We start from the raw sequence: 26110 nt of genomic DNA, 5'->3' as shown, positions 1-26110 counted from the left end.
GTTACCTGAGGAGGATACGGATATGAAGTGGCGCGGCAGACGTGGAAGTACGAACGTGGAAGATCGAAGAGGAATGGGCGGAAAAGGTCTTGCTGTTGGAGGCGGCCTTGGCGGTTTGATTATCGTTTTGATTGTAACGCTGTTGGGCGGAAATCCCGGCGATCTGATCGGAGGCATGGGTGAGCAAGAGCAATCAGCTCCTTACGAGGAAACAGAAAAAGAGAAAGAAGATGCAGAGTTTGTTTCTGTTGTTTTAGCCGATACGGAAGACGTATGGACGGAGATTTTTCAGGATCAAGGGTTGACTTACAAAGAACCGAAGCTCGTTTTGTATTCAGGAAGTGTTCAGTCTGCATGCGGAACAGCGGGTTCGTCAGTCGGTCCGTTCTATTGTCCAGGTGATCAGAAGCTGTACATAGATTTGAGTTTTTATCAGGAACTTCAGGACAAGTTCGATGCACCTGGCGATTTTGCCATGGCATATGTGATTGCGCATGAAGTGGGGCACCACGTTCAAACGCTTTTAGGGAAAACAGAAGAGATTAACAAACTCCGCTCCAAGTTAAGTGAGACCGAGTACAACAAGTATCAAGTGAAGTTTGAGCTCCAAGCCGATTATTATGCGGGAGTTTGGGCGAAGCATGCTCAGGATATGAACGTATTGGAAAAAGGCGATCTGGAGGAAGCACTCAACGCCGCGAGTGGAGTTGGTGATGACACCCTTCAGAAAAAATCGCAAGGATATGTCGTGCCAGAGAGCTTCACCCACGGAACATCCGAACAGCGGCAGCGTTGGTTTTACAAAGGATTCGAGAACGGAACGATAAAAGGTGGAGACACATTTAAGGCAAAGGAGCTATAAATAACGTTTTGACCGGCTTTAAAGGATGATTTTGTCCTTTGAGGCTGGCTTTTTTTGTTATGATGTGCGGATGAGGAGCGTAAAATGACTTGTTTGCTCCATCTTAAGTGGGAGGAGAACTTGTTTTGGAAGTTGTGTAAGCTTGAGAGAAACAAAAACGGGATGTGTCCTTTTAAAAAGGACACACTCACCACAAATAAAATTAATTTCACGTTAATTCACTTTTATTCACGTTAACAAGCAATATATTCACGTTATTTTAAATAATTTCACGTTAGCAGCCATAATTTCACGTTAGCAAGATTCTCGCCTACAATGATGTTTAAAATTAACAAATATGACATATTAATGTTACAAATTTATGAAAAAACCACATTCTTCCTTTTCAACCATTTCTACTCATTTACAATTGGTTTGAGAGAAGAGGAAGTGATAGTTATAGACCGCCAGTTATTTATCTCTATGGTCATAGTAGTAGTTTTGTTTGAAAGTTTATTTATTGCTCTATTTATTATGTATAGAAAAGGTAGGATCGATAGAAATCCGTTTATCTTACTTTTCCAAAAAGAATGGAACATCCTTTTCCATGCGTTCTTTAGATGGAGATTAAAAAATAGAGTTGCAACCCAAAAACTTGTTTATCCTTATCATAAAAACACCAGCTATTTTTACCTATTCTTAGCGTTAATCCACGAACAAATTATCGAGATGATCGTGTTTCATATTTACCTCAAAAAAGAAGAACCTGAAATCGCACTCATCATGCTTCTCTTACATATTTACAGTGTGATTTACATGCTTGGCGATTATAACTTATTGAGAAATACGCCGTTTCGAATAATCAAGGAACAAGTTGTGATGAGAATAGGTGCGAGACGATCTCTCCAATTTGATGTGAACGAAATTGATTACATACAGACTGCCTCGATCAAATATAACAAAAGCGGGGGCATCATCAATGAAAAGAAAGTCTTTCATGCGACGGCTTTTCCTAGAATCCTAACGATTATTTTTGGAATAAGTGATGAATTGAAATACGAAATTGTGTTTAAGAAACCTATACATGCCCGTGGTTATTTTGGACAAAAACAAGAGATTAACAAAGCGCTGATCTATATGGATAAAGCAGGGGAGTTCGTTGGCGAACTTCAAAAAAGGATGGAAATCACCGTTAATACAACAAAATCTGTTTAGACGGGTCTATCTAGACTTGAAGTCAGCAAAAAGATAAAACTTCCACCTTCACTTATGTATAATGAAGGTAAATCTAGCTTGAGGAGTGATGACAAAATGAATGTAGCTCTACTCAGTAAGTGGCACGTGCATGCGGTTGATTATGCACGCGAGGCGACGGAAAATGAAGCGATATCTATCAAAACAGTGTGGGACGAGAACGAAGAGCGCGGAACACAGTGGGCGGAAGAGTTAGGTGTTTCTTATGAAGCTGATCTAAATAAAGTGCTCGATGATCCAAACATTGATGGCGTAATCGTGACAACAGCAACGAACCGCCACAAGGACGTAATCATCGCTGCGGCGAACCACGGCAAACATATTTTTACGGAAAAAGTACTCGCCTTCACGGTAAAAGAGTGCGAAGAAATTATAGAAGCGGTGGAAAAAAACAACGTACAGCTTATGGTGAACCTTCCTAGGCTGACAGAAAGCTTTTATCTTTACGCACAAGAAGCTGTGGACAAAGGATTGCTCGGAGACATTACATATATCAGATGCCGTGTGGCGCATAACGGATCGGTGCCATCTGAAGAGAACCCAAAAGGATGGCTTCCACAGCATTTTTATAACAAAGAAGAGTGTGGCGGAGGAGCGTTGATCGACCTTGGCGCGCATCCGATCTACTTAACAAACCGTTTAGGCGGAAAAGTAAAAGCGGTAAGCGGAAAATTGAACGAATTCTATAACCTTGGAGTGGATGACAACGCTGTCGTGATGGTCGAGTACGAATCAGGTGCGATGGGTGTGATTGAGACCGGATTCTTATCATTCGGAAGTCCGCAGCAGCTCGAACTGTACGGAACAGAAGGAACATTGATGGTGGAATGGCAAGATGTACGTATTAAGAGTAAACATCTTGGCAATGATGAGTGGTTGACACCAGATCTGCCGAATCCGATATCATCAAGCATGGAGCAGTGGGTTCAGGCCATTGAAACTGGTAAGAAGCCTGCCATTACAACGGATGATATCGTACATTTGACCGCGATTAATGAAGCAGCGGCAATCTCAAGTTCAGAAGGTCGCAGGGTTCAGCTTTCAGAACTCGGCTTAAAACAAGAAATTTAAAAAGTAATAAAAGGAATTGACCCTCTTGGTGCAGAATGTTTGTTCGTACACATTTCTGTGCAGGAGGTTTTTTTCGTGGACCAAAAAACAATTTTATTGATACAAATGTCCGCCAATCACAATGAACCGAACTGGTTTGTACCGATTGATCGCGCGCTTGACGGATTAACGGCTGAACAGGCAAAAGGAAAATCAGGTGACAGCAACTCCATATGGGAAATCGTCAACCACTTAATCTTTTGGAACGAACGCTATTTGCAACGTTTTCAAGGAAAGACAGTAACTCGAAAAATTGAAAGCAATGATGAAACATTTCGAAATGAAAACAAAGAAAATTGGGATGCAGCAAAAAATGAGCTGTTTGCTGTTTTAACTCATTGGACGGAGGCGCTGAAAGAAGCGGATGAGGAAATCTTTGAGCGCTCAGCTCATGAAGACCGACATGACCCGTGGTACTCAGTGCTCGCGAACATCAACATCCACAATGCTTACCATATCGGACAAATCGTAGAAATCAGAAAATCGCAAGGAAACTGGGATCCAGAAAAAGGTGTACATTAAAAGGAGGAACTGTTCATGACAGACTTAAAGTTCGTGTATGTGACCTACATAGAGGCGCATCCTGAAAAAGTGTGGGAAGCTCTGACAAATGGAGATCTTTCGGAACAATACTTTTTCGGAAGCAGGGTGGAGTCGGAATGGAAAGAAGGTTCGCGTATCACTTATTCCCGCGGCAGCAAAGTGACCGATTGGGGAGAAATCATAAAGTGTGATCCGCAAAAAGAACTTTCTTTTACGTGGAACAACAAATGGGACGAGGAAGAGCGTAAAACCCCGACCGTCGCGACTTTCACTCTAAAAGAGATGAACGGAACAGTTAGATTGACTCTTCGTCATGAAAATTTGATGGAAGCGGATATCGTAGAGGAAGAAGACACGTTTGTAGGATTCAACAACGGCTGGCCCGCAATCTTAAGTAACCTGAAAACATTACTGGAAACAGGCCGCACGCTTCCGCCGGTGATTGCTTGAAGTTAATATGTTGTAAATAAAATAAGGAAGGTGTCCGATTATACTGGACACCTTTTTATCTTCTATGTCGTAAACCATTCACCTTTGAGTGCCGCAATATATCGTTCCGCAGAGCGCTGAACAACAAGATCCGCATCACTTTTCACATGTCGGTTAAACGCGTTATATAATTCCTTGAACTGCAGAGATCCCACTTTATTGGCCATTCGTTCAACTGTGCTAGCAGGAAGTGGGATGATATTTGGATAGCTATACATGAAGCTCACCCATTTTCGGTCGGGTACTACTTGAATGACATCGCCAGTCAACAAAATACCAGCAGCCCCGCCATTTTCCCAATGAAGCACGCAGCCGCCTTTATAATGTCCTCCTAATCGATGAATCACAAGTCCAGAGGCTAGCGTTTTTTCTTCTCCACTCCAATAAATAATCCGGTCGCTTTCCTGTTGCACCCATTCCTTATCGTCTTCATGTATGTAGATCGGACAATCAAACGCCTCTGCCCAACGTACTTGAGTGGAGTAATAGTGCGGGTGAGATAATGCAATTGCGTCAATTCCACCATTTGCATTTATTCTTTCTATCGTTTCCTGATCAAGATACGGAATACAATCCCATAAAAGTCTAAACCCTTTTTCCTCAATAAAAAAAGCCGACTGGCTAATACCGAATTCTGGTTCTGTTTTTATGCTAAACAGGCCGTCCTGCTCATTCTCCATTTTATTTCGATACTTGCCTGATTGGATCATGTCGTCTAACGTCGTCCACTCTTGTCCATTTGGGTTTATGTATTGTCGTTCTTCTTTACAAATTACACACTCCTCTAATGGTGAATTGGATGCAGCATATTGTGTTCCACATGTTGTACATAGAAATTCTTTCATCATGTTGTCCTCCTCCATCAAGTCTCTCGTTTTTAGTCTAGCAGACAACATATGGAAAGTATTGTTAAACGACTTTGACAGTCCATTCGTCTCAGTTTTAAAAAAATGAGGGAAGGGAATAGAGAAACAAACCTAAAAGGAGGTGGCTAGCATGTCTGTTTATGACCAGATCAACTCTTGCTGCAGCAGGATTGAGAAAGCAGACACGAAGGAAGATGTACTACGCGAAGTAGATAAGCTGGACAACTACGCCTCTTATCTAAACGCAGATAAAGCACAACGACTTCATATTTATTGTGATAACATTCGTAAACTAAATGTAGATGTGAAAACTGAAACCGTTAACCAAGCCGGGTTTATCCGAAATTTATTTGCATAGCATGAAAAATCCCTCGTGATCAAATCATGAGGGATTTCTGCGTCCAGTAATCAATCGTATCTCGTTTCCTGAATAGCAGCTTGTGTTTCGTGCAGATGTCTTAAATATTCTTTTGCATGATGAAGTTGTTTTTTTTCTTCTTCAGACATTCCTTCTCCTGCATCATGAACAGATTGTTGAGCCGTTTCGAGCCATACCTTCGCAGTTTGAAAACATGATGGTGTTTGGTTCGCTTGCGCTTCTATCATTGCTTCATCCGCACGTTTTACATGGTCAAGAGCTTCTTGGATTTTAGGGCTGAACTGGTGATCCATTGGTCTGAACTCCTTTTAATGAATTGATTTTATGGTCTGATTAGACGTGCTTCCGAATAAGATGAAGACAGGCATGAGTTGTCCATCATATTTGTGGAGGTCGTCTATGTTTCTTTTTATAAAGTACGTGCTATTAGGATTATCACTCGCTGCTCCAATCGGTCCAGTAAATGCTGCACAGATGGACCGCGGTATCAAATATGGATTTTGGCAAGCGTGGATGGTAGGGCTCGGAGCTACAGTGGCAGATGCCATCTATATGCTTTTGGTCTACATGGGACTTGTGAGCTACATCAATACGCCGTTCATCAAAACCTTTCTATGGCTCTTCGGCAGTTTCGTCCTTCTCTACACAGGAATAGAGACCTTCAAAAAAGCAGCAGCAGAAAAAAATAGCAGTGATAAAGACTACACGGTACATAACAGCAGAAGTTTTATGGCCGGTTTTCTTATGTCGCTCACCAATCCTCTTACCATCTTATTTTGGTTAGGGATTTACGGTTCTATACTTGCAGAAACGGCAGCTAAATATAGTATGGAAAGCTTGATGTTATATAGTGCAGCGATTTTTTCAGGGATTTTATTGTGGGATTTTACGATGGCTGTCGTATCAAGCGGTTTCCGTAAGATGCTTGCTGACCGCATTTTAGATGGGATCTCGAAGCTCTCAGGATTATCACTCATAGGCTTTGGCTGTTATTTTGGCTATAAAGGGATTGCGTTTTTGTTGTCTTGAGGTTTCCCCTGGAATCATTGATGCGAGGGGTTAGGGTATAGGGCTAGGCGAGATTTGTCGGTTTTTATCGACTCGCCGATATATGAGCCAAACTCGCCGGAATATAGCGTAAACTCGCTGGAATATAGCCAAAACTCGCGGGATTAAGTACAAAATTTCTTGAATTATTTGCTTGATACCCCACCCAGTATAAGTAGATTTCATTCAAAAGTGGTTCACAACACCGATAACATGTGTTTGCACTCTTAAATTTAGTTCCTTTCACGCCAATCAACCTGCCAATAGATGTAAGTTCATGAGTCTTTTCATTTAACATGAATATTCACCAATTTAAGTTAAACAATAATACCTGTAAAGCAGGAGGGTATTATTGTGGAAAAATCCAATTGTAATGGACCTGTTCAGCCTAAAATGGATAAATCAGAAGCAAAGAACATGGCGTGGTGGCAGCTCTCACTCGTTGGAGTCGGCTGCACAATAGGGACAGGGTACTTTCTTGGGTCAACGATCGGGATTCAGCTAACTGGGCCCTCTATCGTTTTCTCCTTTTTATTAGCTGCGATCGGTACATACATCGTGTTCCAACTGCTCGCGAAGATGACGGCGGCAGATCCTCAAAAAGGTTCATTTTGCTATTATGCTTCCCAATCATACGGAAGATGGGCAGGCTTTAGCTGCGGATGGAACTATTGGGTATCCAACATTTTGATCATGGGAAGCCAGCTAACTGCACTCTCTATCCTTTCTCAGTTCTGGTTTCCGCACATTCCACTTTGGATTTTTGCCGCTTTTTATGCCGTACTCGCCATTGTTGTCGTGTTGGCTGGAACAAAAAAGTTTGACCAAGTGGAAAATCTGCTTGCTGTGATAAAAGTAGCAGCAATCGTTATGTTCATTGTTTTAGCAATCGCAGGTCTCATTGGACTAGTGGATGGTAAGAACTATGATCTCGCCTTACCAGATACGTTTGACGGTTATTTTACAGGAGGCTTGAAAGGCTTCTGGTCGTCACTTATCTATGCCTTTTACGCGTTTGGCGGAATTGAAGTGATTGGCATGATGGCGATGCAGCTCAAAAAAACGGAAGATGCCACAAAAGCAGGAATGATCATGCTTTTGATACTGACGATTATATATGTTCTATCAATGGGACTCGCTGTAACGACTGTTGCGATGGAAGTGTTTGATCATAAGGAAAGTCCTTTTGTAACGGCGATGGAACGGTATCATCTCGGTTTTTTTCCCCATGTTTTTAACGGAGCGATAATTGTTGCGGGATTCTCTGCAATGGCGGCGGCACTATTCGGGGTTACCAACCTATTGATGACGTTAGCGGAAGATGGGGATGCGCCGAAACTATTTGCGAAAACCATCAAATTTAAAAAATTGCCTCTGCCTGCCATGTCTCTTGCCGCAGCAGGACTTTTAGCAAGTATCATTACCGCACTTTTATTGCCTGGAAGGATCTATGAATACATTACAACAGCTGCCGGCATCCTGCTTTTATTTAACTGGCTTTTTATTATCATCTCGTCCATGAAAATTTTGAAGCAGTCGTTATGGACGAAACTTTTCTCGATTGTTGCAATCGTGCTAATATTTTTAGCAGTTACCGGCACTTGGTTCGAGCACACCATTCGGCCGGGGCTGTACGTAAGTGTCGGAATCGCTATACTGATCGGGATCATTTCAATCATCATTCAAAAAAAGCACAGCACACAACAAGAAACTTGAGGCTATCGACAAGATAGTCTTTTTTTGTGGAGGGATTTTGAATAAAAAGACGAAGGTGTAGGCTAGGAATCGAAAGGGGAGTATGAAAAAATGGCAACTTCTGATCAAAAAGTAACCACATTTCTTTTGTTTCAAGGACAAGCTGAGGAAGCAATGAACGTATACACGTCGCTGTTCGCTGATTCAGAGATCAAAAATATTCTTTATCAAGAAGATGGAACGGTGCTGCACGCGACCTTTAGCATTAAAGGGCAAAACTTGATGTGTATAGACAGCGGGATAAAACACGAGTTCACATTTACTCCTGCCATTTCTTTGTTCGTAAAGTGTGACACTTTGGATGAAATACATCATCTTTTCGAATCGTTATCGAACGGTGGAGCAGTGCTTATGCCTTTAGGGGAGCTTCCAGGAATGGAAAAGTTCGCATGGGTGCAGGATTCATTCGGGGTTTCGTGGCAGTTGAGCCTGCCGTCTCGCGACAATTGATGAAAGAAGAAGAGCCGTTCTCTTTTGGAGAGCGGCTTTCTCGTTAACCAACGCAGATGAAGTTACGAATCTGTGAAAACCCATAGCGCACGCGTTGGCGTCGGCCATACAACCAGATATAGCCTGTTACAGAATTACGACGGATCTCAACGGGGAAGAACCAGAAGTCACGGCCGAATTGACCAGGCTGTCTGAGCCCTAAAAGTCCCCAGTTTCCTAAACAACCGCAAAGTCTCGCTCTGATCTGTTGAGGGGGCATTGATTGAGCGAAGTACGGCTGAGGTATTTGATATTGAGCAGCAAATTGCTGTGGCGGAGGAGAAAATGGACCTTCATCATCTTCACCAATCTGACGCTCCACGTACTGAGACTCCTCGATTGAATGTTGGTGGTTATAAGGATGATTATTCATGAGAAGAATTGCCTCCTTTCTAAAAACAGTTTGTTCGATATATGCATATGTTGGACGTACCTTATGAGTAGCTTGTTCGTTGTACAAAATAGTGAAATTGTTAAGAAATAGGCTTTTTACGGAAGATTAACAGACATGAAAGGATGTTTCTGCTGCGTTAAATGAAGTAAAGGAATTCATCTCCTTTTGTTGAATTTTATTTGTGTGGATTTAATTTCACCAAAATAAAAAGCAGGATGGATTTCAATGATTAAATATCCGATTCTAAAGAAAAATGCAGTGATAGGCGTAACCGCACCATCTTCTGGTGTGCCGCCATTTTTACATAACATGTTTAAGCAAGCATGCGAGCGTATGGAGCAAAGAGGGTATGAGGTGGTTTGCGGAGATACCGTGTGGATGCAATCAAAGGCCAAATCAGCACCTGCAAAATTTCGCGCAGCTGAGCTGAACAAAATGTTAAGTAATGATGAGATCGACGTAATCATCCCTCCATGGGGCGGTGAACTGCTGATTGAAATCATGGAGCATGTAGATTTCACGAACATTCGGGACAAATGGATTCTCGGCTATTCTGATACGAGTGTTCTGATGCTCGCCATTACATTAAAAACAGGACTCGCAACTGCCAACGGAACAAACTTCGTGGATGTAAGAGGCGAGTATTCGGATGACACTACTGCCATGTGGGAAAAGGTGTTGAGAACAAAAGTGGGAGAGTCAGTGCTGCAGCAGTCCTCAGAGAAGTATCAGGAAAAATGGCAGCACGATGCACCGACATCGTGTGTGTTTCATCTCACTGAGAAAACCCACTGGAAGACAGCATCTGGTGAAAAAGAGAAAGTTGAAGGACGACTGCTCGGAGGCTGTATCGATGTGATTCGGCATCTGATCGGAACGCCGTTTGGTAATGTGGCTCAGTTTAGAAAACAGTTTTTGAATGAAGATGAACCCATTCTGTGGTACCTTGAAAATTGTGAGATGAACACGACCGATTTAAGAAGAACACTCGTTCATATGAAGTTAGCCGGCTGGTTTGAGAACTGTTCAGGTATTTTGTTCGGCAGAAGTGAAGCCAACGAGCCTATTGGGGATTACACAGTAGAAGACGTGTATCAAGATATGGCTGATGATCTGGGAGTTCCTATCATTTACGATGTCGATTGCGGCCATCAGCCACCACAGATCACGTTTGTTAACGGGGCGTATGCTGAAGTGGAAGTTGAGAATGGTCGTGGGACTGTTTTGCAGCATTTTAAGGCGTAAATGAATTGATTTTTGGTATAAAGTGAAGTTGACTCTCATTTCAGGGTCAACTTTTTACTTTTATATAGCTTTTTTAGTTATCTCAATAGAGTAGATTTGAAGACACACTCTATAATTCCAAGGTAATTCGATTTTTTTCCAAGGTAATTCATTTTATATCCGCGGTAAATGCTGTTAATTCCGCACATAAATTTATTTATCCGTTTTTCGACAAATGTGAGTCTTACTTATAAGGTTAAAGTTAAAGAATCAACTTATCCTCAGAAACAAAAAAAGCTGACACAACATGAAGTTTGCGTCAGCTTTACATAAAACTATAAATCAATCACCATTCAGCATATTGAACACGCCTTTAGCGATACTGCCTTCATCACTTGATCCTCCGCGGTGTGGTGCGGCTGCGAACACGCGGCTCGCCAGACGGCTGAACGGAAGGGACTGAATCCATACTGTTCCCGGTCCTTGTAATGTGGCAAAGAATAATCCTTCACCGCCGAATAATGCTGTTTTTACGCCTTTTACCATCTCGATGTTGTAATTCACACCGCTCGTCATGGCAACTAAACAGCCTGTATCAACACGCAGCACTTCTCCAGGAGCAAGTTCTTTCTTATGAATCGTTCCGCCTGCATGAACGAACGCCATGCCATCGCCTTCAAGTTTCTGCATGATAAAGCCTTCGCCACCGAAGAACCCGGCACCTAACTTACGCTGAAACTCGATTCCAACAGATACGCCTTTTGCAGCGGCTAAGAACGCATCCTTCTGACAGATCACTTTACCGCCAAGTTCGCTCAAGTCCATCGGAATGATTTTACCAGGATAAGGAGAAGCGAAGGAAACGTGCTTTTTCCCGTGATCTTCATTCGTGAATGTTGTCATAAATAGACTTTCACCCGTCAGCACACGTTTACCAGCACTGAACAGTTTTCCCATCAAACCGCTACCGCCGCCAGATGAGCCGTCACCGAAAATGGTTTCCATCTCAATGCCATCTTCCATCATCATGAGTGCGCCAGCTTCAGCGATCACCGTTTCTTTCGGATCAAGCTCCACCTCAACAAACTGCATGTCATCACCATAAATTTTATAATCGATTTCGTGATTATTCATGTTCATTTCCCCCAATAGTAATATTTGTAAAAGCACTGAGCTTATCAATCCAAATTGAATTACGATTCACATATAAAATAAGTTTCAACTATTCTTCAACTTTTTTACCATTCTGAAGAAGTCCATATCATGAAACGATAAAAAAGGTAAACACCTAAATAAGAGCCTGCTAACAAGAAGAATGGATTCAACAGAACGCCGTGAATGTTTGTCATGAAAACGGTGTTGTCGTGAAGGATCTGCTGAATGCTGATTGCTGCTAGGTTTCCGAATGTTAGCGCAGCGAAAAGAGCACATATATTAAATATCGAACGGCTTTTTGGCCAAGCGTATTGCAGCCAAAACATTCCGATTGGGACGATCAGACTTCCAATAATAATTAAAAACTTCACAAGAAATCACCTCACTACTATTTTGCACACAATAGGAGGTGATTAAGCACAACCGTTTATTTTAACAGCTTATTTAAAATAACTTTTTCTAGCAACTTCCACGGCAAAATAACTTTCAGAAACAGACTTAACCTTACACCTTTACCGATTGTATATCGCAATTTGGGTGTTTTTGAGGAAGTTGCTATCCTCGTCACAAGCTTTGCCACATCAAGCGGATCGCCATGACTGCCTTTGCCTGTTTCAATATCTTCTAATAGGGCTTCCATATAAAAGTGATAAGGAGAGTCAGAGTTAATGGTCATGTTGTCGATCGACGACCAGATGTTCGTTTGATAAGAACCTGGTTCAACAAGAACAACATCAATACCGAACGGCCTGAGCTCCAGACGCAGGCTCTCGCTGTATCCTTCCAGTGCGTGCTTAGAAGCGGTATACGGCGACAGTCCTGGAAAGCCGAACTTGCCAGAGATGCTGCTCATGTTGATGATACGGCCGCGGCGATTTTTCCGCATGATGGGAAGAACGTTTTGAGTGACCGCAATCACACCAAAAACATTCGTCTCAAACTGCAAACGGTACTCATCTGCGGTTAACTCTTCTGAAAAACCGCCAAGTGCGAACCCCGCGTTGTTCACGAGCACATCAATGCTATGAAACTTTTTTATGTAAGTAGTAAATGTGGAGACCGATTCAGCTGATGTAACATCAAGCGGATGAAGGTGGATCTGGTCTGCCACATTATGACTATCCGCTAGTTTTAATAGATTCTCTGCACGATCCAAATTCCGCATCGTGCTGACCACATCAAAACCGGCTTTCGCAAGTTCTACAGCACAAAGCATGCCGAACCCGCTGGAAGTGCCGGTTACAATTGCTGTTTTTCTTTTCATGATAATCTCCTAATCTTTTCAAAAAGTCCGTACACTATTAAACTTAAACAAACTTCACCTAGCATTCAACTATTTATAAGGTTTATGCGGACTTCGATCTCGATAGTGGTGGAAAACCCTTGCGAAGCCGGCATACGAACCAACCGCAGCAAAGCCGTAGCCAATCCCCATAACAATCCCTGTCCAAAGACTATGCGGATGCGCAATAAAAACAGAAATAATCAGTCCAAGCAGGCTGGCGATCGTTGGAATCCAAGCAGAGAGAGAGGGGAAGAAAACTTTAAGAATTTCAATCATAACAATGATGGCAGGCACAGCGATTAATGCATCCCAAAAGTTAGTATGGATGAACGGGAACTCCAAATAGACGCCTCCTTACCATTTTAGCCCTTTATATACTCTATACAAATAACCGGCAATCTTTCCTTCTATTTGTCCACAACGTGCTGGAAAAAATTATCTAATATTACAATGTGTAATTCTTCATACATTTCGCCAAAAATTGTTATTGCGCTGTAACTCCCTTACAATCTCTCTGTCATCTTCACCTGTTAGTATGGGACAGGTCAGATTAAATAAGGTACAGAAAAGGGGATGTTATTTTGAAAAAGGCAGCAGCAGGATTTGCGATTGCAGGGGTTATGGCGTTCAATCCAGTAGTGGGGGAAGCCGCACTCGGAGATCAGACACTCAAACCTGGGATGCAGCATTCAGATGTACAAGACCTACAACAAACATTAGATGATAAAGGATACTTTACTTATAGCAAAACAACCGATTATTATGGTGACTATACAACAGACGCAGTAAAAAAATTGCAAGCAGATAAAGGCATTACAGTAGATGGCATCGCTGGGGACGAAACGTTCAAAGCGCTCGGTGTTGATCAAAGCGGTGAACAAAGTGATTCGTCAATCGTAGAGGTAGCTAAGAAATATGAAGGCACACCATATAAGTGGGGTGGGGAATCACCTGACGGCTTTGATTGCAGCGGATACTTAAATTATATCTTTGACGAAGCAGAAAACATCGATCTACCTCGTACAGTTGATGAAATCTATGCAAAAGGAACAAAGGTGGATAAACCTGCAGTCGGCGACATCGTTTTCTTTGATCTAGAAGGCGACGGACCGAGCCATGCAGGAGTTTACATTGGAAACGATCAGTTCATGCACGCATCTTCATCAAAAGGTGTGACGTCAGCTGAACTCAGCAGCTCATACTGGTCAGAACATTATATTGGAGCAAAAAGTTACGAATAAATGATGGGAACACACCTATTTAAAAAAACACCTCGTTGTATGAGGTGTTTTTTTTGGTACTTAAAATTTCACGTACCTTAAGCGAGTATAATGGTAGAACACATCAAAAAAACAGTTCCCGAGAGAACTGTTTTTTCTAGTTTATTCGTCGTCAACTTCTCCAGAACGATTCTTTTGTTGTGGCAGTGTATTCCAAAAACTAGCATCTACTGTGTCGATTGAGTCATCAGCAATCGCACGTACAGCTGCATCTAGCGTGACGATTGTTTGCTTAATCAAATATCCGTTACTCTTTTGACCTAGCGCATAGTCTTCACGATAGTGATCAGACATTCCGCGCATTTCAAAAAGGAGAGTAGAGATATCGTATCGGACAGCAGCACCATTACGTCCAATGTTTGCGCCAGATCCGCCATCATATTTACCAATATGACCCCAGCCCGTGTTTTGGATGGCATTGAACACAACAGCACCAAGGCGTTTTGATTTTTCAACCACTTCAGGCTTCACGTTTGAATTCGTAGGATACAACATAGAACCAGACACAAGTTGCCCGTCCGTCTCACTCAACGTTCCTTGGTGGTGAAGATCAATCATGTAATCAATGTTATACTTCGCGAACACATTTTCATGAAGAACACGTGCTTCAGGCTCCATTTCACTAGTCGGTTTATCATGTTCGCGATTTAAGTCAATTTCATTCGCATTATAGCGTGTAAGGTGGCGGTCACCATCAGCTAAGTAATCTTCAAGGGAGAAATTCACATCTCCCATTGCGCCATCCGCGTTCAACATGGGGATAACCAATACGTTCACATTGTCCAACACGCTTTTTGTTTTATTCGTACCAAGGTGTTTCATAAATTCCAAAGCGCCTTCAGTTGTCAGTTGTTCGTTCCCATGCTGTTGTGTCAAAAATAAGATGGTTGGGTTACTTGGATTTGATATGTACTTTGCCATGTAAATGTCTCGACCTTTTACGGTTTGGCCGATTACTTCAAGTTTCATAGCATCTTGTTTTGCATCTAGTGTTTTTAAAGTATCAACAAGCTCTTCATACGTATGTAAGATAGAAGTTTGAATGGATCCATTTCCTGTTCCAGGACCATTCCCGACAGCATGTGCAGGTAAAGATAGCGTAGTTAGCGCGCCAAAAGCCATTAAACCAGACAAGGTAACAGACAAAACTTTCTTTTTCACTTTCAATGTGATACCTCCATATTTTGAATTTTTCAAAAAAGGGTTCTACTATTGTAGTGTACCGTATGCATAGTTTGTTTTTAATAGAGGGGACTACCCATTTTTAGTAAGGTGAATGGGGAGAAAGTTTTGGGAATTTGAGGAGGAAAGAAGGTAATAAGTAGGAGGTTTGCTTTTTTGAACATAAAAAAGAGGAGATTCATGATCTCCCCGCAACTTGGTGTTTCAACTGACTTTGAACTTCCCGAACTTCGCGCTTTTCCTTATAAACCCCGCCAAACTTAAATACAATCACTCCGCCTATGATTACGAGCACACCAACTAGCTGCTGAGTCGTAAACGGAATTTTTTCTAATCCGAACCAGCCCATTGAATCCCATAATAATGCCGATCCGAGCTGTGAAGTCAAAACGATGGAAATTGCAAATGTCGGACCGAGCAATCGCGTTCCTTGTACGAGACAAACAACAACTCCTACGCCGATCAATCCACTGAACCAAAACCATGTTTTCATATTGTGAAGAGCAAACAGTTCAGTTCCTTCAAAAACAAGCCCGAGCGTCATGGATGCGAGAAATCCTAGACCTAACACCAATGCAGTGGTCGACCACGTTCCTGCAAGATCGTTTACCCTTGTATTGAAAATATTTTGCAGACCAACGAGTAAGCCGGCAATAACCGCAAAGAATAATCCTGAAAGCATGATTAACACCCTCTCTATTCGTAAATATTTCTATGGTTGGCAAGCTTACTTAAGCCGTCCCGATCTTTTACAACGATAAAACCTTTGTGCCGTTCTACTAACTCTTCCGATGAAAGGTGCTGTATGACGCGGTTCAGATGCCGATAGCTTGTTCCAATCAAATTTGCAGCGTCCATTAAGTGACTCGTGCTGAGCTTTCCGCTATAAAGAGCATCTGACTCATCAAAACAAACAGATAACAGGTAGCTCGCAAAACGCACTTCAACCGGGTACAGCAAGTTAAAGCTCAATGAACTCGATTTCACGTAAAACTTCTCCGTAATCATTTTTAATAAAAACTTCAAAAGCGGTGTGTGATCGCTGGCAAATTTCTTAAGCCACCGGTGGTGAACAGCAATCATATGAACCTCGGAGACCGCTTCAACCGTGTTGATAAAATCCGTACCCTGCACGTATTCAATATCGCCAACAACATCAAGCGGCGTTTTAAAGGATAGAATAAGCGTTTTGCCCTCAGGTGAGGTGTTGAAGATTTTCAGCTTGCCTTTGACTAACAAAAACAAATTTTCATAAGGATCGCCCTGCGAACAGATCAGCTCACCACTATCATAGCGATGAAGTGTTAAATAGGGCAGAAGATCCTCATTAAGAATAGGAGCAATTTCGAATGTTTCGATGTAATGCTGAAGCAGATTAGGATCATGCAGCTCTTTCATTTATCACGTTCACCTCAAGTTTTACATACTAAAATTTCAATATCACGACTCCGACAATCATCATGGCGATTCCGATAAATTGCGGAAGTTTCATTTCTTTCTTTATCACACCGAACCAACCTTTGCCATCAATCAAAAAGGTGATAGCAAGCTGTGAGATTAATATTACAGCAATTGTCAACGTTACACCGATCGAATGGATGCCATAAATATTGCCGTAAATCACAACGGCCGCAAACGATCCGCCCGTTAAATAGATCGGACGCACTTGTTTAAAGTGTTTCCATTTTTGATCTTTTACGATCAACACAATCAAGAGAGCGGCGATGAAGCCAGTCAATTGCGTAATGGTAGCCGCTTGCCAGGAACCGATGTCTTGACTAATCCGTGCATTCGCAACACCTTGTAAAGTAATAAACGCACCGGCCAAGAACGCGAACAGAATTCCTTTCATGTCATCACTTCCCAACGTAAAATTCTATACTTATTAAAGAATAAGTGAAGAGTTGTTGGGAAGGACATATGTCCCAAATTAAAAATTATTTTATCAACCTGTTAAAAAGATGATAGTTTCATGATGAATTCATGCTTTTCCTTCCCACATTTCGTATTTTGCGTTAAAATAAAAAACTGCATGAAAATCTCTATGAAAGAGGTAAATACGATGAAACGATTACAAATGTTTTCAAACAAAAATAAAAATCAAGATTCTCACACGATCGACGAAATTAAAAACCGTGAAAGCTGGCTAAAGATTATCATCATTGGAGCATTCGCATTATTGCTTTTTTATAAAATCGCAACTGCACCATTTGTTTTCCGCTTTTCCGATTTTATATCTGTATTTTGCTCACTTTTCGCTATCGCAATATCACTCATCTATTTTAGCAAATTGAACAAGCTGGAGAAGATGATTGAGTCCCATATGTCTAAAACGGTTGTCGCTGCTGAGCCGCAACCCGTATCTGTAGAGGAAACAAAAACAGCTGAACCTGTTGAACAACTAGAGCTTTTTGAAGAAGAAAAAGTAGAGAAACCTGAAGTGGATGAGTTAGAAGAAGTGGTTGAGGAAGTAGAAGAACCAGAAGAAGAATCAATCTCAGAAGAAATCTGGGAAACACAGCGGATTAAAGAAGAAGAGCTTGCCAAGATTGAGATGGATAAAACGCAAATCTACAACGAGCTGTTCACACGAGCACAATTAAGCAATGAAGAGATGAAGTACTTCAACGAAAGAATCAGAGAAAAAGAAACCGAAACCTTCAATACGAAGCAAGAATTGAATCAATTTAAAGATCGCATCCAAAATGTGTTCAAGAAAACGCCGCAATTGTTTCAAAAACGAGATTCCAGAATCGAAGGAATCGTGCGTATGATGAACCCGATCACACTGAAAAATGCGTCACTCGAAGATTTGAACCAGCGTATGGATCAAGTGATCGACATCATCCCCGAAGAAACGCTTGAATCGTTAGTGAAAGACGGTTATCTTGATAATCAATATCATCTGACACGTTCTGGTTACCGTGAATTCATCCATGTTAGCAAAACATTTCAATAAATGAGTAAGGAAGGTGTGCCTTGAGTTGGAGGCACACCTTTTTAGTTTGTGTGAATCCGTTTGAAGTGTACAAAAGTAGGAAGTGTTCGACTGGGGCGAACACGGAACGAACCCTTCCGATTATATCCACGTTAATTTGAATATATCCACGTTAAATTTAATAATTCCACGTTAGGTGGTCATATATCCACATATTAAATTCAATAATTCCACATTAGCTGAAATTCTTCACCCCAATGCAGTTTACTGCGCAAAAAGATGATTTCCGATCTTTGTAACAGATGGTCTTGAGAAAATCCAAGTGTTTGTTGCTAATTCTGGATTGTAGTAATACACCGATCCATATGTTGGATCCCATCCTTGCATGGCATCCATCACAGCGTGATAGGCATAGCTGCTTGGCTGTAAATCGTATTGACCATCATGAACGGCTGTAAAGGCATTCGTCTGATGGATGACATCACCGATTTGGTTTGGAAATGCGGGATCGTCTAAACGATTTAAGATAACCGCAGCTACCGCAACTTTACCTATGTATGATTCACCTCGTGCCTCACCATGAACAACACGGGCCATCTGTTCTATGTCATTTAGCATCAAAAAGGTTGCAGGACCTGCTACTCCGTCAGAGGAAAGGTTCGTTTTGTACTGAAAATCTGCCACCGCTCGTTCTGTAATGGCACCGAAATAACCGGTCACTGGTCCGTAGAAAAAGCCCATTTTTTTTAGTTTTTCTTGCAGAGCCGAAACCTCATATCCTTGATTGCCATTTGTTAAAAGGCCGTGCGCATGGACGTTTGCGGGAACAAATAGAAAACTCGCTGCTACAAAAAAGAGTAAGCATTTGCTAAGTAAATAATTTCTCATCACTAACTCCTCTCACATCATGATTTCTACATATTATCAATAAAGGATGATTTATACATGAAGCACATGCTCTATTTTCCAATTGTCGCAATTCACCTCGAAAGTATGAAGTTATGACAATTTACGCTACAAAACTACCAACTATTTGAAAAGAGCGTTTCAATTAACAAAGATTGGGTAAATAACAAGTTTATTCGGACAAACATAGTGCCAGCTGTTTATGAGGCAGGGGGAATGGTTACATAATAGAAGTATGTACTTTTGTCACGGATAGAGAGGACGTCTTTTATGCTAACGAAAACAATGCTTAGTTTCATTTTTGTAATAGGATTTGCACTTGTACACTTAAGCTCGAAGTACATAAGTTTTATGGGCAAATCGCCGCGCAGCAAGTTTCTATCGTTCGCAGGAGGTGTTGCCGTTTCATATGTGTTTCTGCATTTGCTTCCCGATCTGAACCACTACCAGGAAAAAGTTGAACCATCGCTTGATAGAGGAATCGGTAAATATATTGAAGATCATATTTATATGATTGCGATGCTCGGACTAGCTCTTTTTTATGGACTTGAACGGATGGTGAAGAAATCTAAAAAGAAGCATAACAGCAGCTCCAACGCGGATGATGCTCCAGCTTCACTAGGGGTTTTCTGGATTCATACTGCGTCATTCTTTGTGTATAATGCAGTGATTGGTTATTTGCTCATAAGGGAAGAGTATGAAACAAAATGGGGAATGTTCTTCTTCTTTACAGCGCTGAGCATCCACTTTGTTGCGAACGACTGGGGTCTCAGAAAAGACCACAAACATACATACGACAAATACGGCAGAGTTCTTCTCACCATCGCGATTCTGTTAGGCTGGGGAATCGGTGTACTAACGGCAGTTCATGAGCTGATTCTATCAGTGCTTGTTGCTCTTCTTGCGGGAGGAATCATACTTAACGTTTTAAAAGAAGAGCTGCCTGAGGATCAGGAAAGCAGTTTTCTCGCGTTTTGCACAGGTTTAGCATGTTATTCCGTTTTGATGATGCTGGTCTAAAAATCTAGCTGTTCAATTTCTTAAATAAGACGTTGATTTTGGTAAGTTCAAACTTCTCTTTTTCTGTAAGAGGAGAAAGGGAAGAAATAAGTATCTCATCTTTTTTAGCAACCAACCGATGGGTTTCATGTAGACCTTTTTCGGTTAAAGATACGTAAACTTTTCTTCGATCTCGTTCTGTATAAGCACGACCAACTAATTCCGTTTTAACAAGCCGTTCAATTATTGTAGAGGTTGAGGCAGGACTAATATTTAACTTGTCGGCTAATTTTGTAATCGTTAACTTCTCGTTGTCTAACAAATATAATAAAACTTCTATTTGCTGACAATTAAGCTTTTCATTATCTAAAAATGTTTGTTTTACATTCTTTATATAAGTTAACAGTGGTATGATATCAAACTTTTCATTATTACTCATCTTCGTCTTGTCTCCTGCGTATGTTGTTGCTTTTTAATAAATGTATAGGGAAAATATATCACTATGTATAATTTTTGTAAAAGGTTTATCAAGTAAACGATAAAAAAGAGTGCTCTGTAACAAAGAGCACTCTTTTAGTTTTAAGTTTTTTCTATTGTTTGTTCACGATGTTTGATAAGAAGGAAAGAGACGCCGATTCCGATAACCGTGAGCACGAGCATCACTCCGTAAATGGCATGTACTCCTGACGCGACGATTTCTTGGAGCTGCGCTAATTGGCCGGTCGGCAGTTCACCTCCATGCTCAAAAGAAGCATTCAGATCAAGGTCTTGCCCTGCTTTTTCAGCTCTTGAAAGGGTGATCAAGTTAAAGATGGTTCCAAAAACCGCTGATCCGAGCGTCTGACTGAACGTGTTCGTGAACGTGTTGGAAGCTACAGCCACTCCTCGTTTATTGGACGGAACAGAAGCTTGAATGATTAACATGTAGATTGGAGTGATGAGCCCCATTCCAAGTCCTAAAACGCCTGAAGCCACATAGATCAAGAACGTTGGTGAATGTGCATCTAGTAAGTAGAAAATGAGTGAAGCGGCACTTACTACACTAATGCCAAGCGTAATAATCCAATTATCTCTCAAGCGACCGACAAGATTTCCAGCAACGAGTGAACCTAGCGTCCACATAACAGGAAGCGGCATCAGCACGAACCCTGCTTGTGTTGCTGTTTTACCCATCACCCCTTGACTCCAGATTGGCAAGTAAATGGTGATACATATAACAACTGCGCCAGAAATGAGCGTTAAAGAATTCACGATCAAAACACTTTTATTTGAAAAAAGGTTAAGCGGAATAAGCGGCTCGGGTGATTTTTTCTCGATAAAGACAAACCCAACATAAAAGAGGGCCGCAATAACGAAAAGCCCGATAATCATGGGGTTACCCCATTCTTGTGTCTGACTGCCTGTTAACAGCGCGTACAAAAAGGCAATCGTCGCAAGCGAAAAGGTGACAGCTCCCCAATAGTCAATGTACGGTTTTCCTTTTGAAAGATTCTCTTTATAATTTGCAGCCAGCATGAAGAAGGCCACAAGTCCGAACGGAATATTTAAGAAAAAGATATAACGCCACGACAACGTATCAACGAGGAACCCACCTGCTAACGGTCCGAGCACACCGGCAACGCCCCAAACGGCAGAAATCCAGCCTTGTGCTTTTGCTCGATCTTTCGCTTCAGAATATAGATCCCCGATAATGGTCATCGTAATCGGCATAACAGCACCAGCTCCGAGACCTTGAATCGCACGATAGAAGATAAGCTGCTCCATCGACATCGCAATTCCGCAAAGAGCGGATCCCACTAAAAATAAAATAATGCCGGCAAGAATTACTTTTTTCCGGCCAAACAAGTCAGCGAGCTTTCCGTAGATTGGAGTGGAAACGGCAGTGGCTAACATATAGACCGCATACACCCAGCTCACGAGCTCGATGCCAGACAAATCACTCGTAATTCGTGGAACGGCCGTACTCACAATCGTTCCTTCCATCGCAGCAAGAACGGTCACGAGCAATAAAGCGGTCATGATTTGTTTTCTCATAAAAGTCCTCCTCAGCAACAGACGCACATCATATAGTTCATAAAGTTAAATAATGAATGCAACCAAGAAAATAGTTTATCACGTAGATGGAGGATTAGCTATTTTTACGGACGTCTGTGACGTTATAGTGAATGGACAGATTACGGAGGAGATTGGACAGATTTTTAGATGAATTGGACAGATTATCAACTGAATCGGACAGATTACTCCTGCTTCCAACTTAGAATGCTGGATTTTTTTTCCCTATGTAGCAGTCAGACTGAAGGAAACTAGAATAAGAAGGGTGAACATGTTTAGTTATGTGTTTCATAAACATTCATTGAAAAGAGGTATTATTGTGAAAAAGCTAATAATCGGCAGTGTCTTCTTCATTTCCAGTATCGTATTGTTTGGCATGACACTCATATCAGCATCTATCTATTCACTTTACATAACAACACCAGACATCGATGGTTATATCGGAGGATATGATAGAAGTCTTGGTGTGTATGGAACGGCACTGAAAGAAGTGGGAATCATGCCACTGTTCATGAGTATGGTCTTGTTGATTGCCGGCATCTATCTTTTAGTTAAAGGGTGGCCAGCAAGGTCCGAATAGTGGTGAATGGGAAACACTCTATAAGCCTGCTGATCGTTCAAGTCAAATTGTTTTTCTACAACTGTTTTCCTGTATAAAGTAAAAAAACTAAATTATTCCAAAATATAGATTGAATTTCCTTTAGGGATAAATTAGAATAAATCGAATGCTTTTCTGTTCATTAAATTTGAATATAAAAGGTGAAGAGATGAACGAATTAAAAGTCAGAAGTATGCTGAAGCAGATTAAAAGTGATGACCCTGATAAGCGGTTTGAAGGGCTCGATCTTTTGTACGAGTTTAAAGAAGAAGAAAACGAAAAGATCCGTTTGGAGCTTTTATTAGAAATGATAGAAGCAGCGGCGCACAATTTTCCAAAATCGGTTGATAAGTGGGATAATCCATCGTTCTATTTAATCGATTTTGTTTGTGATTACCCAATGCCTGAAGTAATCGATCACTTAATTAAACATTTTGATTCCTTCTCACCAGCTGCACAAATAAGAGCCGTTGAACTCTTTTTATTAACAGAGGATGAAGAGATCTTTTTTGAAATAGAAGAAAAGCTTGCGAGATTGATAAACGAAGAGGAAGTTCATCTGCCTGTCGAGCAACTTGTGAACTTTCCTGTATTCGTTCGAAACATCTTGAACAAAACGATAAATCGCATCCACACGCCACATTACAAGTTCATGATGTATGACATGATTCATTCCGTTACCGAATCTGGAGTGGAGTGGGAATACAAAAAGGAGATTGTTCTGCCGATTCTTCTAACAGACTATGAAACAACGAGAAGGGAATACCTTTCTTACGATAAAGAATACTCAGCCAAGTTCGTATACACCGCTTGGAAAGAAGAGTACATTTCTATTCGTTTTCACATGGGGCTTCTTCTGCAGTTGATGAACTATTACTATACGCTTGAATGCGAAGAGTATTTAAGCGAAGCGGTACGTTTTAAAGATCCACTCATTGCTGAAAAAGCTGTGATTGTGAGTTTAATCAAACACGTGAAAGTAGAAGAAGAGGTGCTCCTTCAGTTAGCGGAGAACTTAGAGAGTGCGGAAGATTTCTATTGGGATTTGAAGGGTTCCAACAAAGAGAATCTTTACCCAATCAAAGATAAAAAACAGCCGATCATCGCCAAGTCGAAATTGTTTACTCATCTCGTTTACATGCAGGATGAGGAAGATGAGAGATTGTTAGGCAAGTTCCCTGAACACATCAATGTTCTGGATTCAATAGATACTGAGAACCAATACGGCCAGCCGGTACGGTATTATTTATTGAGTTTCAAAGAATCAGGTACAGACTATGTGGGCTGGGCAGGCGGCTTTTCATTGGAAGACGGAGATGACACGGCTCATGTTTGGGAAGGAACGTATACTGACTTTGTGGAGCTTGATGCCAAGTCGATCGAACAACACAAAGACGAATTTTTTGCGAAGCGCGAAGACACGAAGAAACAGCTTCATGATGAAATCCATTTTGAAAGCTCGCCAAAGCTATCAAAGGGAATGTGGTTCTTTTATGCGATCCTGTTGTCGGACTGGACAACGACTTTTATGGATGGCATTGACGATGGAATCTACTTTTCAATTGGATTTACGGTGATCGGTCTGATTTTAACCGTTCTTGAGTTTTGGAAGATTAAAAGAAGCAAGGTGCTGATTGTCGGACACGATCTTGTTGTGCAAAAAGGCAGCAAAACAAACGTGATTCAGATTCAGGATATTAAAAAAGTGAAGTACAACAAAAAAAGAATCTTTGTCTTCAATAAGAAAAATGAGGAACAGCTCGTCATCCCAATGAAATGGGTGGATTACGATCATTTTGCTTATGTGTTGATGGAACAAACGGAGCATCTGCGTGATCGTCCTTTTATAGAGGAATAGGTTTATACTTTGTTGCTCTTGATAGTGGTTGATTTCCGTTACAGATGCTCGCTTTCATGGGGGCAGGCGGTGAGCCAAACTAAAAAACTAACCGGCTACCCTTATTCCGGTTGGTTTTTCTTCATTTTATCCGTAATTCCATATGGGTCGTAGATCATCACAAAAGTAGAGAAGGGAATGTGATCGAACCTTACTTCTTCGACCACCGAAAACCCTAGATGCTTATAGATCCTTACATTTTTCATTGTTTCTGTTTGAAGCAAACAAAAGGTTTTTCTTTTCTTTGTTTCTTCTATAGCCGCCTTCATCATTTTTGTCATATGTCCCTTATGCCGGTGAGCGGGATCCACACAAACAGAGTCGACCAAAAGGAAGTTGTCGAATCGCATTTTATACTTTGCAAGAGTGCTGTTGGCGGGCTGCAAGCGGCTCGCTTTTCGCAAAAATTCAATCAGCGACAGATGGATCAAAAATTGAGGAATTCGAATCGCGCACGTAAACGCCGCATTTAGGAGCTTTCCAATCTTCGTTTTCTCCCCATGCTGTGATACACAAAAAAGACCCTCCACATGATCTGAAGTCACAAACAATCGGCCATTGGACTGAAGGACTTGGATGACGATCGGAAAGGTCATACTCAAGATTTTTCTTCTATTTTTCGGCTCGGAAAAGAAATAGACGAACATGGGATTATCAATAAAGGATTCGGTTAGAATCTCACTTGCTCGTTTTAGGTGTCTTTTTTGTAGCGGCAATAAGTAATCATACATGAAGTGATCTCCCTCCGATGCTGTAACCCAACTATATGCACAGAAAAGTTGTATATATTCTAAACTTATTAAAATGGAACTGGATATTTATATTGAAGTGAAACAAGAAGGTATGTTAAATTATTTGAATATTATAAAATCTGGAGGCTTATACTTTGACTCATTATGACGGCAAAACATTCGTCGCGGTGCAAAACTCTGCAAATGGAGAGGTGTCTTCTCAAACGGTCTTTTACTACAAACAAGAAGGAAATATCTTAACAGCTGCATATGGCGGCGGGGAAATTGTAAAAGGGACACTGATCGGGTTGGTAAACGACGATGGCAGCTTGCAGTTTAGGTACAATCACGTCAACAAAGCGAATGAAATTAAGGGAGGAGAATGTCATTCAACACCTGAATTGCTGTCTGACGGAAGAATCCGTTTGCATGAAAAGTGGAGATGGGCTGAAGGAAGCGAAGGAGAATCGGTGATAGAGGAAGTGAGATAACTCAGATGAAAAGATTTCGCTTTTGGAGTACAAAACAGAGAAAAGCAATACATATAGCAAGCTAATTTACATATGAATTAGCTTGCTTATTTTTGTTGCTATATCAATGTTTAATGGGTTTTTATGTTCGAATTAGCACCAAATTCACATAGCTTCTAGCAGGATGTCACGCTGCGATTTGGTATGGAATTCACTTAAAAGACTT

The 26110-nt window shown here is 41.3% G+C and carries 31 protein-coding genes; 16 read left to right on the top strand and 15 right to left on the bottom strand.

Going from position 1 to position 26110, the window contains the following annotated elements:
* Window positions 1–22 precede the first annotated feature (22 nt).
* The 5 genes from ypfJ to QUF49_RS15005 all read left to right on the top strand — a co-directional run bounded on the left by ypfJ (window position 23) and on the right by QUF49_RS15005 (window position 4198).
* Window positions 23–862, top strand: a complete 840-nt coding sequence (gene ypfJ / locus QUF49_RS15025) for a KPN_02809 family neutral zinc metallopeptidase (RefSeq protein WP_289496458.1) — start codon at window positions 23–25, stop codon at window positions 860–862.
* A 414-nt stretch (window positions 863–1276) separates the two neighbouring features.
* The gene (locus tag QUF49_RS15020) at window positions 1277–2056 is read left to right on the top strand and encodes a hypothetical protein (protein WP_289496457.1); all 780 of its coding nucleotides are present in this window, start codon (window positions 1277–1279) and stop codon (window positions 2054–2056) included.
* A 96-nt stretch (window positions 2057–2152) separates the two neighbouring features.
* Complete coding sequence (locus QUF49_RS15015) at window positions 2153–3166, top strand: Gfo/Idh/MocA family protein (RefSeq protein ID WP_289496456.1); 1014 nt, start codon at window positions 2153–2155, stop codon at window positions 3164–3166.
* A 75-nt stretch (window positions 3167–3241) separates the two neighbouring features.
* Window positions 3242–3727: a DinB family protein gene (locus QUF49_RS15010; protein WP_289496455.1), complete on the top strand. Its 486-nt coding sequence runs from the start codon at window positions 3242–3244 to the stop codon at window positions 3725–3727.
* Between the two features lie 15 nt (window positions 3728–3742).
* A complete protein-coding gene (locus QUF49_RS15005; protein WP_289496454.1) occupies window positions 3743–4198 on the top strand; it encodes an SRPBCC family protein in 456 nt (151 codons plus the stop codon).
* 62 nt (window positions 4199–4260) lie between these two features.
* Here the strand turns inward: QUF49_RS15005 and QUF49_RS15000 are convergent, their stop codons facing one another.
* Window positions 4261–5085, bottom strand: coding sequence for a hypothetical protein (locus QUF49_RS15000; protein WP_289496453.1), 825 nt, complete (start codon window positions 5083–5085; stop codon window positions 4261–4263).
* Between the two features lie 148 nt (window positions 5086–5233).
* On the opposite strand from QUF49_RS15000, the gene QUF49_RS14995 reads away from it, so the two are divergent.
* Window positions 5234–5461: a hypothetical protein gene (locus tag QUF49_RS14995; protein WP_289496452.1), complete on the top strand. Its 228-nt coding sequence runs from the start codon at window positions 5234–5236 to the stop codon at window positions 5459–5461.
* A gap of 50 nt (window positions 5462–5511) precedes the next feature.
* On the opposite strand, the gene QUF49_RS14990 is transcribed toward QUF49_RS14995, so the two are convergent.
* Window positions 5512–5775 (bottom strand): hypothetical protein, encoded by a 264-nt coding sequence (locus QUF49_RS14990; protein WP_289496451.1) that lies wholly within the window; start codon window positions 5773–5775, stop codon window positions 5512–5514.
* Window positions 5776–5881: 106 nt separating this feature from the next.
* On the opposite strand from QUF49_RS14990, the gene QUF49_RS14985 reads away from it, so the two are divergent.
* The 3 genes from QUF49_RS14985 (at window position 5882) to QUF49_RS14975 (ending at window position 8734) form a co-directional block, all read left to right on the top strand.
* On the top strand, window positions 5882–6511 hold the full coding sequence (locus tag QUF49_RS14985; RefSeq protein WP_289496450.1) for a LysE family translocator: 630 nt from the start codon (window positions 5882–5884) through the stop codon (window positions 6509–6511).
* A gap of 411 nt (window positions 6512–6922) precedes the next feature.
* Window positions 6923–8245: an amino acid permease gene (locus QUF49_RS14980; RefSeq protein ID WP_289497671.1), complete on the top strand. Its 1323-nt coding sequence runs from the start codon at window positions 6923–6925 to the stop codon at window positions 8243–8245.
* Between the two features lie 90 nt (window positions 8246–8335).
* Window positions 8336–8734 carry a VOC family protein gene (locus tag QUF49_RS14975; protein WP_289496449.1) on the top strand — a complete coding sequence of 133 codons (399 nt, stop codon included), beginning with the start codon at window positions 8336–8338 and terminating at the stop codon, window positions 8732–8734.
* A gap of 43 nt (window positions 8735–8777) precedes the next feature.
* Here the strand turns inward: QUF49_RS14975 and QUF49_RS14970 are convergent, their stop codons facing one another.
* Window positions 8778–9233 carry a hypothetical protein gene (locus QUF49_RS14970; RefSeq protein WP_289496448.1) on the bottom strand — a complete coding sequence of 152 codons (456 nt, stop codon included), beginning with the start codon at window positions 9231–9233 and terminating at the stop codon, window positions 8778–8780.
* Window positions 9234–9392: 159 nt separating this feature from the next.
* On the opposite strand from QUF49_RS14970, the gene QUF49_RS14965 reads away from it, so the two are divergent.
* Complete coding sequence (locus QUF49_RS14965; RefSeq protein WP_289496447.1) at window positions 9393–10412, top strand: S66 family peptidase; 1020 nt, start codon at window positions 9393–9395, stop codon at window positions 10410–10412.
* Window positions 10413–10733: 321 nt separating this feature from the next.
* Here the strand turns inward: QUF49_RS14965 and QUF49_RS14960 are convergent, their stop codons facing one another.
* The 4 genes from QUF49_RS14960 to QUF49_RS14945 form a co-directional block, all read right to left on the bottom strand.
* Window positions 10734–11525, bottom strand: coding sequence for a TIGR00266 family protein (locus QUF49_RS14960; protein ID WP_289496446.1), 792 nt, complete (start codon window positions 11523–11525; stop codon window positions 10734–10736).
* Window positions 11526–11629: 104 nt separating this feature from the next.
* The gene (locus QUF49_RS14955; RefSeq protein ID WP_289496445.1) at window positions 11630–11917 is read right to left on the bottom strand and encodes a transposase; all 288 of its coding nucleotides are present in this window, start codon (window positions 11915–11917) and stop codon (window positions 11630–11632) included.
* A gap of 56 nt (window positions 11918–11973) precedes the next feature.
* Window positions 11974–12810 (bottom strand): oxidoreductase, encoded by an 837-nt coding sequence (locus tag QUF49_RS14950; protein WP_289496443.1) that lies wholly within the window; start codon window positions 12808–12810, stop codon window positions 11974–11976.
* Between the two features lie 69 nt (window positions 12811–12879).
* Window positions 12880–13173 (bottom strand): hypothetical protein, encoded by a 294-nt coding sequence (locus tag QUF49_RS14945; protein ID WP_289496442.1) that lies wholly within the window; start codon window positions 13171–13173, stop codon window positions 12880–12882.
* A gap of 239 nt (window positions 13174–13412) precedes the next feature.
* Between QUF49_RS14945 and QUF49_RS14940 the strand changes: the two genes are divergently transcribed.
* Window positions 13413–14072, top strand: a complete 660-nt coding sequence (locus QUF49_RS14940; protein ID WP_289496441.1) for a C40 family peptidase — start codon at window positions 13413–13415, stop codon at window positions 14070–14072.
* A 141-nt stretch (window positions 14073–14213) separates the two neighbouring features.
* Here QUF49_RS14940 and QUF49_RS14935 read toward each other — a convergent pair whose 3' ends face one another.
* The 4 genes from QUF49_RS14935 to QUF49_RS14920 form a co-directional block, all read right to left on the bottom strand.
* Window positions 14214–15272 carry a M14 family zinc carboxypeptidase gene (locus QUF49_RS14935; RefSeq protein WP_289497670.1) on the bottom strand — a complete coding sequence of 353 codons (1059 nt, stop codon included), beginning with the start codon at window positions 15270–15272 and terminating at the stop codon, window positions 14214–14216.
* Window positions 15273–15471: 199 nt separating this feature from the next.
* Window positions 15472–15975: a DMT family transporter gene (locus QUF49_RS14930; RefSeq protein ID WP_289496440.1), complete on the bottom strand. Its 504-nt coding sequence runs from the start codon at window positions 15973–15975 to the stop codon at window positions 15472–15474.
* Between the two features lie 14 nt (window positions 15976–15989).
* The gene (locus QUF49_RS14925) at window positions 15990–16691 is read right to left on the bottom strand and encodes a Crp/Fnr family transcriptional regulator (RefSeq protein ID WP_289496439.1); all 702 of its coding nucleotides are present in this window, start codon (window positions 16689–16691) and stop codon (window positions 15990–15992) included.
* Window positions 16692–16719: 28 nt separating this feature from the next.
* Window positions 16720–17145 carry a DMT family transporter gene (locus QUF49_RS14920; protein WP_289496438.1) on the bottom strand — a complete coding sequence of 142 codons (426 nt, stop codon included), beginning with the start codon at window positions 17143–17145 and terminating at the stop codon, window positions 16720–16722.
* Between the two features lie 192 nt (window positions 17146–17337).
* Between QUF49_RS14920 and QUF49_RS14915 the strand changes: the two genes are divergently transcribed.
* Window positions 17338–18252, top strand: coding sequence for a hypothetical protein (locus tag QUF49_RS14915; RefSeq protein WP_289496437.1), 915 nt, complete (start codon window positions 17338–17340; stop codon window positions 18250–18252).
* 243 nt (window positions 18253–18495) lie between these two features.
* Here the strand turns inward: QUF49_RS14915 and QUF49_RS14910 are convergent, their stop codons facing one another.
* Entirely contained in the window at window positions 18496–19119 is a 624-nt protein-coding gene (locus QUF49_RS14910) for a cell wall hydrolase (protein ID WP_289496436.1), read from the bottom strand.
* 288 nt (window positions 19120–19407) lie between these two features.
* Here QUF49_RS14910 and QUF49_RS14905 point away from each other — a divergent pair, with 288 nt between their 5' ends.
* Window positions 19408–20157: a hypothetical protein gene (locus QUF49_RS14905; protein ID WP_289496435.1), complete on the top strand. Its 750-nt coding sequence runs from the start codon at window positions 19408–19410 to the stop codon at window positions 20155–20157.
* Window positions 20158–20161: 4 nt separating this feature from the next.
* On the opposite strand, the gene QUF49_RS14900 is transcribed toward QUF49_RS14905, so the two are convergent.
* Window positions 20162–20575, bottom strand: coding sequence for a MarR family winged helix-turn-helix transcriptional regulator (locus QUF49_RS14900; protein ID WP_289496434.1), 414 nt, complete (start codon window positions 20573–20575; stop codon window positions 20162–20164).
* 140 nt (window positions 20576–20715) lie between these two features.
* Window positions 20716–22170 (bottom strand): MDR family MFS transporter, encoded by a 1455-nt coding sequence (locus QUF49_RS14895; protein WP_289496433.1) that lies wholly within the window; start codon window positions 22168–22170, stop codon window positions 20716–20718.
* Window positions 22171–22507: 337 nt separating this feature from the next.
* Here QUF49_RS14895 and QUF49_RS14890 point away from each other — a divergent pair, with 337 nt between their 5' ends.
* Both QUF49_RS14890 and QUF49_RS14885 read left to right on the top strand, forming a co-directional pair.
* Window positions 22508–22768, top strand: coding sequence for a phosphatase (locus QUF49_RS14890; protein WP_289496432.1), 261 nt, complete (start codon window positions 22508–22510; stop codon window positions 22766–22768).
* 187 nt (window positions 22769–22955) lie between these two features.
* Window positions 22956–24644, top strand: coding sequence for a hypothetical protein (locus QUF49_RS14885; protein ID WP_289496431.1), 1689 nt, complete (start codon window positions 22956–22958; stop codon window positions 24642–24644).
* A 101-nt stretch (window positions 24645–24745) separates the two neighbouring features.
* Here QUF49_RS14885 and QUF49_RS14880 read toward each other — a convergent pair whose 3' ends face one another.
* Window positions 24746–25414 (bottom strand): GNAT family N-acetyltransferase, encoded by a 669-nt coding sequence (locus QUF49_RS14880; RefSeq protein ID WP_289496430.1) that lies wholly within the window; start codon window positions 25412–25414, stop codon window positions 24746–24748.
* 155 nt (window positions 25415–25569) lie between these two features.
* Here QUF49_RS14880 and QUF49_RS14875 point away from each other — a divergent pair, with 155 nt between their 5' ends.
* The gene (locus tag QUF49_RS14875; protein ID WP_289496429.1) at window positions 25570–25905 is read left to right on the top strand and encodes a n-acetylglutamate synthase; all 336 of its coding nucleotides are present in this window, start codon (window positions 25570–25572) and stop codon (window positions 25903–25905) included.
* Window positions 25906–26110: the final 205 nt, after the last annotated feature.

Origin of the sequence: Fictibacillus sp. b24 (assembly GCF_030348825.1) — a bacterium.
Classification (GTDB): domain Bacteria; phylum Bacillota; class Bacilli; order Bacillales; family Fictibacillaceae; genus Fictibacillus.
This window is presented reverse-complemented; position numbering and strand designations above follow the sequence as displayed.

What these genes read in the sequence shown, in the direction of transcription:
- ypfJ (WP_289496458.1), top strand. Translation starts at nt 23, where the DNA reads ATGAAGTGGCGCGGCAGACGTGGAAGTACGAACGTGGAAGATCGAAGA.
- QUF49_RS15015 (WP_289496456.1), top strand. Translation starts at nt 2,153, where the DNA reads ATGAATGTAGCTCTACTCAGTAAGTGGCACGTGCATGCGGTTGATTAT.
- QUF49_RS15005 (WP_289496454.1), top strand. Translation starts at nt 3,743, where the DNA reads ATGACAGACTTAAAGTTCGTGTATGTGACCTACATAGAGGCGCATCCT.
- QUF49_RS15000 (WP_289496453.1), bottom strand. Translation starts at nt 5,085, where the DNA reads ATGATGAAAGAATTTCTATGTACAACATGTGGAACACAATATGCTGCA.
- QUF49_RS14995 (WP_289496452.1), top strand. Translation starts at nt 5,234, where the DNA reads ATGTCTGTTTATGACCAGATCAACTCTTGCTGCAGCAGGATTGAGAAA.
- QUF49_RS14990 (WP_289496451.1), bottom strand. Translation starts at nt 5,775, where the DNA reads ATGGATCACCAGTTCAGCCCTAAAATCCAAGAAGCTCTTGACCATGTA.
- QUF49_RS14985 (WP_289496450.1), top strand. Translation starts at nt 5,882, where the DNA reads ATGTTTCTTTTTATAAAGTACGTGCTATTAGGATTATCACTCGCTGCT.
- QUF49_RS14980 (WP_289497671.1), top strand. Translation starts at nt 6,923, where the DNA reads ATGGATAAATCAGAAGCAAAGAACATGGCGTGGTGGCAGCTCTCACTC.
- QUF49_RS14975 (WP_289496449.1), top strand. Translation starts at nt 8,336, where the DNA reads ATGGCAACTTCTGATCAAAAAGTAACCACATTTCTTTTGTTTCAAGGA.
- QUF49_RS14965 (WP_289496447.1), top strand. Translation starts at nt 9,393, where the DNA reads ATGATTAAATATCCGATTCTAAAGAAAAATGCAGTGATAGGCGTAACC.
- QUF49_RS14960 (WP_289496446.1), bottom strand. Translation starts at nt 11,525, where the DNA reads ATGAATAATCACGAAATCGATTATAAAATTTATGGTGATGACATGCAG.
- QUF49_RS14950 (WP_289496443.1), bottom strand. Translation starts at nt 12,810, where the DNA reads ATGAAAAGAAAAACAGCAATTGTAACCGGCACTTCCAGCGGGTTCGGC.
- QUF49_RS14930 (WP_289496440.1), bottom strand. Translation starts at nt 15,975, where the DNA reads ATGCTTTCAGGATTATTCTTTGCGGTTATTGCCGGCTTACTCGTTGGT.
- QUF49_RS14925 (WP_289496439.1), bottom strand. Translation starts at nt 16,691, where the DNA reads ATGAAAGAGCTGCATGATCCTAATCTGCTTCAGCATTACATCGAAACA.
- QUF49_RS14920 (WP_289496438.1), bottom strand. Translation starts at nt 17,145, where the DNA reads ATGAAAGGAATTCTGTTCGCGTTCTTGGCCGGTGCGTTTATTACTTTA.
- QUF49_RS14915 (WP_289496437.1), top strand. Translation starts at nt 17,338, where the DNA reads ATGAAAGAGGTAAATACGATGAAACGATTACAAATGTTTTCAAACAAA.
- QUF49_RS14910 (WP_289496436.1), bottom strand. Translation starts at nt 19,119, where the DNA reads ATGAGAAATTATTTACTTAGCAAATGCTTACTCTTTTTTGTAGCAGCG.
- QUF49_RS14905 (WP_289496435.1), top strand. Translation starts at nt 19,408, where the DNA reads ATGCTAACGAAAACAATGCTTAGTTTCATTTTTGTAATAGGATTTGCA.
- QUF49_RS14900 (WP_289496434.1), bottom strand. Translation starts at nt 20,575, where the DNA reads ATGAGTAATAATGAAAAGTTTGATATCATACCACTGTTAACTTATATA.
- QUF49_RS14895 (WP_289496433.1), bottom strand. Translation starts at nt 22,170, where the DNA reads ATGAGAAAACAAATCATGACCGCTTTATTGCTCGTGACCGTTCTTGCT.
- QUF49_RS14885 (WP_289496431.1), top strand. Translation starts at nt 22,956, where the DNA reads ATGAACGAATTAAAAGTCAGAAGTATGCTGAAGCAGATTAAAAGTGAT.
- QUF49_RS14880 (WP_289496430.1), bottom strand. Translation starts at nt 25,414, where the DNA reads ATGTATGATTACTTATTGCCGCTACAAAAAAGACACCTAAAACGAGCA.